This is a genomic window from Belnapia sp. AC561 (assembly GCF_979252845.1).
The window spans coordinates 1-5198 of sequence record NZ_CEEDBP010000087.1; the positions used below are offsets into that span (position 1 = coordinate 1).

Sequence of the window (5198 nt, forward strand, 5' to 3'; positions counted from 1 at the left end):
CCCGCCCCCGGTACCCAGCCGCCCTACGACGTGCCGGCCTATGGCAGCACCCACAAGCGGCACCCGAAGCAGCCCTTGCTGCGGATCGGCCAGACCCTGACCGAGACCAGCCCGATACGGATGCGCGAGCAGGTCTATCCGACCTCGGCCAACCTGGCGAAGGGCCCCGGCTGGGAGGCCCAGGGTGAGCGCATCATCGTCGCCGGCCGGGTGCTGGACGAGGACGGCAGGCCACAGGCGGGTGCCATGGTCGAGGTCTGGCAGGCCAATGCCGCCGGCCGCTACAACCATGAACGCGACACCCACGACGCCCCGCTCGACCCCGCCTTCAAGGGCGAGGGCCGGGTCTTCACCGATGCCGAAGGCTGGTACCGCTACACCACCATCCGCCCCGGCGCCTATCCCTGGCGCAACCACCACAATGCCTGGCGCCCGGTGCATATCCACTACAGCCTGTTCGGGCAGGGCTTCGCCCAGCGGCTGATCACCCAGATGTACTTCCCCGGCGACCCGCTGCTGCCGCTCGACCCGATCTTCAACTGCGTGCCGGATGCGGCGGCGCGGAACCGGCTGGTGGCGAGCTTCGACCTCGACGTGACCCAGCCGGACTACGCGCTCGGCTACCGCTTCGACATCGTGCTGCGCGGCCGCGACGCGACGCCGATGGAGAATCCGGCGTGAGCGTGGCGTCCGATGACCGCAGCGCCGATAGGCGCGAAGGGCTGAATCGGCCGCCCGGATCGGCCACCTCCAGCCAGACGGCCGGCCCCTACTGGCACCTCATCGACTTCCCCGCCTGGGCCGACCTGCTGCGCGCCGACGGCCCCAATGCCGGCATCGCCGGGGAGCGCATCACCCTGACGGGCCGCATCACCGACGGCGACGGCGCCCCCTGCCCCGATGCCATGGTGGAGATCTGGCAGGCCGATCCCGAGGGCCGCTACGACACGGCCTTCCACGGCTTCGGCCGCTGCGCCACCGATGCCGCGGGCGGCTTCCGCTTCACCACGCTGAAGCCCGGCCCGGTGCGCGGCCAGGGCAACAGCTTCCAGGCGCCGCATGTCGCCATCAGCATCTTCGCCCGCGGCCTGCTGCAGCAGCTCGTCACCCGGCTGTACTTCGCCGATGAGCCGCTGAACGAGCAGGACCCCATCCTATCCGCCGTGCCGCCCGCCCGCCGCGGCACGCTGATCGCCCGGCCGGAGGCGGCCGGCACCTGGCGGCTCGACATCCGCCTGCAGGGCGACGACGAAACCGTATTCCTCGAGGTCTGACCCTATGCCCGTCAATCCCGCCGACAGCCCCGTCTTCGGCGCCCTCTACGGCACCGATGCCATGCGCGCCTGCATGGGGGAGATGGCCTATCTCCAGCGCATGCTGGACGTGGAAGCCGCGCTCGCCCGCGCCCAGGCCCGCCTCGGCATCGTCCCGCCCGCGGCCGCCCAGACCATCACCGACGTGGCGCTGGCCGAGAAGCTGGACCTGCCGGCACTCGCCGCCGCCACGCGCAACACCGGCTATCCCGTGGTCGGGCTGGTCCGCCAGCTCTCGCAGCTCGCCGGGCCGGACGCCGGACGCTGGACCCATTGGGGCGCCACCACCCAGGACATCATGGATACCGCCGTGGTGCTGCAGGTCCGCCAGGGCTTGGCGCTGATCCGGGCGGAGCTGCTGGCGGTGAACGCCGGCTTCGCCGCCATGGCCCGCACCCACCGCGCCACCGTCATGGCCGGCCGCACCCATCTCCAGCATGCCCTGCCCGTCACCTTCGGCTACAAGGTCGCGGTCTGGCTCTCCCCCCTCCTCACCATGCTGGAGCGGCTGGACCAGCTCCGCCCGCGGGTCGAGAAGCTGCAATTCGGCGGCGCCGCCGGCACCCTCGCCTCGCTCGGCGACCAGGGCCTGGCGGTGCAGGACGAGCTGGCGAAGGAGCTCGGCCTCGCCTCCCCGGACATCCCCTGGCATGTCGCGCGCGACGGCATCGCCGAGGCGGTCGGCTTCCTCGGCCTGCTCTGCGGCGCGCTGTCCAAGATCGCCACCGACGTCATCCTGATGATGCAGACCGAGGTCGCGGAAGTCGCGGAGCCGCACCAGGAAGGCCGCGGCGGGTCGTCCACCATGCCGCAGAAGCGCAACCCGATCTCCTGCGAATACATCATCGCCCAGAGCCGCGGCGTGCATGCGCTGGTGCCGCAGATGCTGGCCGCCATGGCGCAGGACCAGGAACGCGGCACCGGGCCGTGGCAGACGGAACCGCTGGCGGTCGGCCAGGCCTTCCTGCTGGCGCATGGCGCGCTGGCCCAGGCGCGGGTGCTGGCCGAGGGCCTGACGGTGGATGCCGCCCGGATGCAGCGCAACCTCGACAGCACCGGCGGGCTGATCGTCGCCGAGCAGGTGATGATGGGCCTGGCCCCGGCGCTCGGCCGCGGGGAGGCGCATCACGTGGTCCACCACGCCTGCGACCTCGCCCTGCAGCAGGGCGTGCCGCTGGCCCAGGTCCTGATGGCGGACCCGCAGGTCTCCGCCCGCCTGTCGCCCGCCGAGGTCGCGCGGCTGACCGACCCCTCGGCCTATCTCGGCAGCACCCAGGCCTTCATCGACCGGGTGCTGGCCCGCATGCGCTAGTCCCTGATCCGCGCCGACAGAAGCGCGGATCAGGGTCCAGCTTATTGTTTTATCGCGCGATTCACGTCTTTCGGTGATTCCACCTCAGACGATCGCGCTCTAGCGAAGCACCGCCAGCCCGGCCAGGCGCGGCGCCGCGAAGTCGAGGAAGGCCCTGACCCGCGCCGGCAGCAGCCGGGCCGAGGGCATGACCAGGGAGACCGGCAGCGCCGGCGCCTCCCACCCCGGCAGCAGCCGCACCAGCCGGCCATCGGCCAGCGCCGCCGCCAGTTGATAGGATAGCGCGCTGACCGGTCCATGCCCGGCGATGGCCGCGGCGACCGCCGCCTCGGCCTCGTTCACCGTGAGGCGCGGGGCGATGCGGATGGCGATGGTCCCGCCCTCCGGCCGATGGAAGATCCAATCCGGCGGCATCGCCTGGCCGGTGAAGACCACGGCGGGCACGCCGGCCAAGGCCTCCGGCCGCGCCGGCAGCCCATGCGCCGCGACCCAGCCCGGGCTGGCCGCCACCACGCGCCGCACCTGCCCGACGCGCCGCGCCACCAGCCCGCTCTCGGCCAGGGGGCCGATGCGCAGCGCCACATCCACCGCCTCCTCCAGCAGGTCGGCATTGCGGTCCGACAGGGTCAGCTCCGCCGTCACCGCCGGCTGCGCGGCCAGGAAATCCGCCAGGATCGGCGCGACATGCCAGCGGCCGAAGACCAGCGGCGCCGCCACCCGCAGCCGGCCGCGCGGGGCGCCACCCTCCCCGGCCATGGCCGCCATCGCCTCGGCATAGTCAGCCAGCAGGCGGCGGGCATGTTCCACCAGGCGCCGCCCGGCCTCGGTGGGGGCCAGCCGGCGGGTGCTCCGCTCCAGCAGGCGCAGCCCCAGCCGCTCCTCCAGCCCGGCGATGGCCCGGGTGACCACCGGTGGCGAATGGCCGAGCCTCCGGCCCGCGGCGGCGAGGCTGCCCGCATCCACCACCGCGACCAGCAGGCGCAACTCCTCCAGGCTGTCCATTCTTGCCGATCCGGGAACAGTGACTTGCCCATCCCGCTGCTTCCTGCCGCCCGAGGCAAGGCCCATTCTCTGGCCACAGCAACAGGAGCCAACCATGGGACAGCATTTCGCCCGGATCGCCTTCACCCCCGCCGTGCAGGCCGAGCAGGAGGCCCTCGGGTCCCGGCCGCATTTCGCCCGCATGGCGGAATCAGGCCGCGACGACAGCCGGCTCTCGGTGCAGGAGGCGGGCTTCATCCATGCCCGCGACAGCTTCTACATGGCCACCGTCTCTGCCACCGGCTGGCCCTATATGCAGCACCGCGGCGGCCCGCCCGGCTTCGTTCGGGTGCTGGATGCGACCACGCTCGGCTTCGCCGACTTCACCGGCAACCGCCAGCATGTCTCGATCGGCAACCTCGAGACCGATGACCGGGTCTCGCTCTTCTTCATGGACTATGCCAACCGGCGCCGGCTGAAGCTGCTGGGCCATGCCCGGGTGGTGCGCGACGATCCCGCCCTGCTGGCACGGCTGACGCCGGACGGCGCCGAGCGTCTGGCGGAAAGCGCCATGGTCATCACCCTCGCCGGCTTCGAATGGAATTGCCCGCAGCACATCACGCCGCGCCTGACCGCGGAGGAATGGGCCGCCACCCTTGCCGCAGGCTGACGCGGTTCAGCCGGGCACGGATCGAGTCGGACCATGGCCGGAACTCCATGACCTGGGGGCAAGAAACGATTTAGCTTTTATAATTTTGGTAAGGATTATTTCTATTGGCGCGAGAAACGCCGCAAGCACAAACCAGCAGGTTAACTCCGGATCAACCCTGCTTGAGCCACTACGTCTTGCGATGACGTGAGTCGTGTCGGAACCGCACGGCCGGTCACATTGGCAGTGGTCTCTTGAGGTGCGGGCTATGGCTGTGACGATGGTGCGTGAAGGACTCCGGTACGGCCGGCTGGTCATTTCGCACGAGGATACGCCTTATTACTGGCGCGGACGCTTCGCCCGCCGCCGCTGGGCCTGCGATTGCGACTGCGGCGGCACCGCCACGGTCCGCGAAGACCGGCTGAAGGCCGAGACCACGCTGAGCTGCGGCTGCCTGCGCGACGATGCCTCGCGGGAGCGGCAATATCGCCACGGCGGCAAGGCGGGCGGCCGGGCCGCGCCGGAATACCAGGTCTGGCAGGCCCTGCTGCATCGCCAGCAGGAGGCCGCGGTCTGCCGGCGCTGGCGGGCCGCCAATGGCCGCGGCTATGCCGCCTTCCTCGAGGATATGGGCCCGCGGCCCGATGCGGCGCACCGGCTGGTCCGGCAGAACCTCGCCCGCGCCTATTCCCCGGCCAATTGCCGGTGGGAGAATGCGCCCCCTCGCCGCGGCACCCCGCGCCATTTCATCGAGTACCGCGGGCGGATGGTCAGCCTGGGCGATGCCGCCGCGGCGGCCGGCATCGACTACCGGCGCCTCTGCAAGCGGCTGGAACGCGGCTGGCCGGCCGCCGAGGCGCTGCGGCCCTAGAGCGGTTTCCAGCCTGACTGAATCGCTTGTGATCCCACGGGCTGCACGATGGTGATTCAGTTGCCCCTCGGC

6 protein-coding genes are annotated in these 5198 nt (G+C 71.4%); 5 read left to right on the forward strand and 1 reads right to left on the reverse strand.

What is annotated here, in order from left to right; translation table 11 throughout:
* The 3 genes from pcaH to pcaB form a co-directional block, all read left to right on the forward strand.
* Nucleotides 1–681 (forward strand): protocatechuate 3,4-dioxygenase subunit beta (pcaH, locus tag AC0IW9_RS29965; RefSeq protein ID WP_471651959.1); only part of this gene is annotated, 681 nt, incomplete at its 5' end.
* Complete coding sequence (gene pcaG, locus AC0IW9_RS29970; protein WP_471651960.1) at nt 678–1274, forward strand: protocatechuate 3,4-dioxygenase subunit alpha; 597 nt, start codon at nt 678–680, stop codon at nt 1272–1274. The genes pcaH and pcaG, both read left to right, overlap by 4 nt.
* 4 nt (nt 1275–1278) lie before the next feature.
* The gene (gene pcaB / locus AC0IW9_RS29975; protein WP_471651961.1) at nt 1279–2625 is read left to right on the forward strand and encodes a 3-carboxy-cis,cis-muconate cycloisomerase; all 1347 of its coding nucleotides are present in this window, start codon (nt 1279–1281) and stop codon (nt 2623–2625) included.
* A gap of 99 nt (nt 2626–2724) precedes the next feature.
* Here the strand turns inward: pcaB and AC0IW9_RS29980 are convergent, their stop codons facing one another.
* Nucleotides 2725–3627, reverse strand: coding sequence for a LysR family transcriptional regulator (locus tag AC0IW9_RS29980; protein ID WP_471651962.1), 903 nt, complete (start codon nt 3625–3627; stop codon nt 2725–2727).
* Between the two features lie 94 nt (nt 3628–3721).
* On the opposite strand from AC0IW9_RS29980, the gene AC0IW9_RS29985 reads away from it, so the two are divergent.
* Together AC0IW9_RS29985 and AC0IW9_RS29990 are read left to right on the forward strand one after the other, a co-directional pair.
* Nucleotides 3722–4276, forward strand: a complete 555-nt coding sequence (locus AC0IW9_RS29985) for a pyridoxamine 5'-phosphate oxidase family protein (protein WP_471651963.1) — start codon at nt 3722–3724, stop codon at nt 4274–4276.
* Nucleotides 4277–4535: 259 nt separating this feature from the next.
* Nucleotides 4536–5126, forward strand: a complete 591-nt coding sequence (locus tag AC0IW9_RS29990) for a hypothetical protein (RefSeq protein ID WP_471651964.1) — start codon at nt 4536–4538, stop codon at nt 5124–5126.
* Nucleotides 5127–5198: the final 72 nt, after the last annotated feature.

Coding starts and splice junctions, on each gene's coding strand:
- AC0IW9_RS29985 (WP_471651963.1), top strand. CDS start 3,722: ATGGGACAGCATTTCGCCCGGATCGCCTTCACCCCCGCCGTGCAGGCC.
- pcaB (WP_471651961.1), top strand. CDS start 1,279: ATGCCCGTCAATCCCGCCGACAGCCCCGTCTTCGGCGCCCTCTACGGC.
- AC0IW9_RS29990 (WP_471651964.1), top strand. CDS start 4,536: ATGGTGCGTGAAGGACTCCGGTACGGCCGGCTGGTCATTTCGCACGAG.
- AC0IW9_RS29980 (WP_471651962.1), bottom strand. CDS start 3,627: ATGGACAGCCTGGAGGAGTTGCGCCTGCTGGTCGCGGTGGTGGATGCG.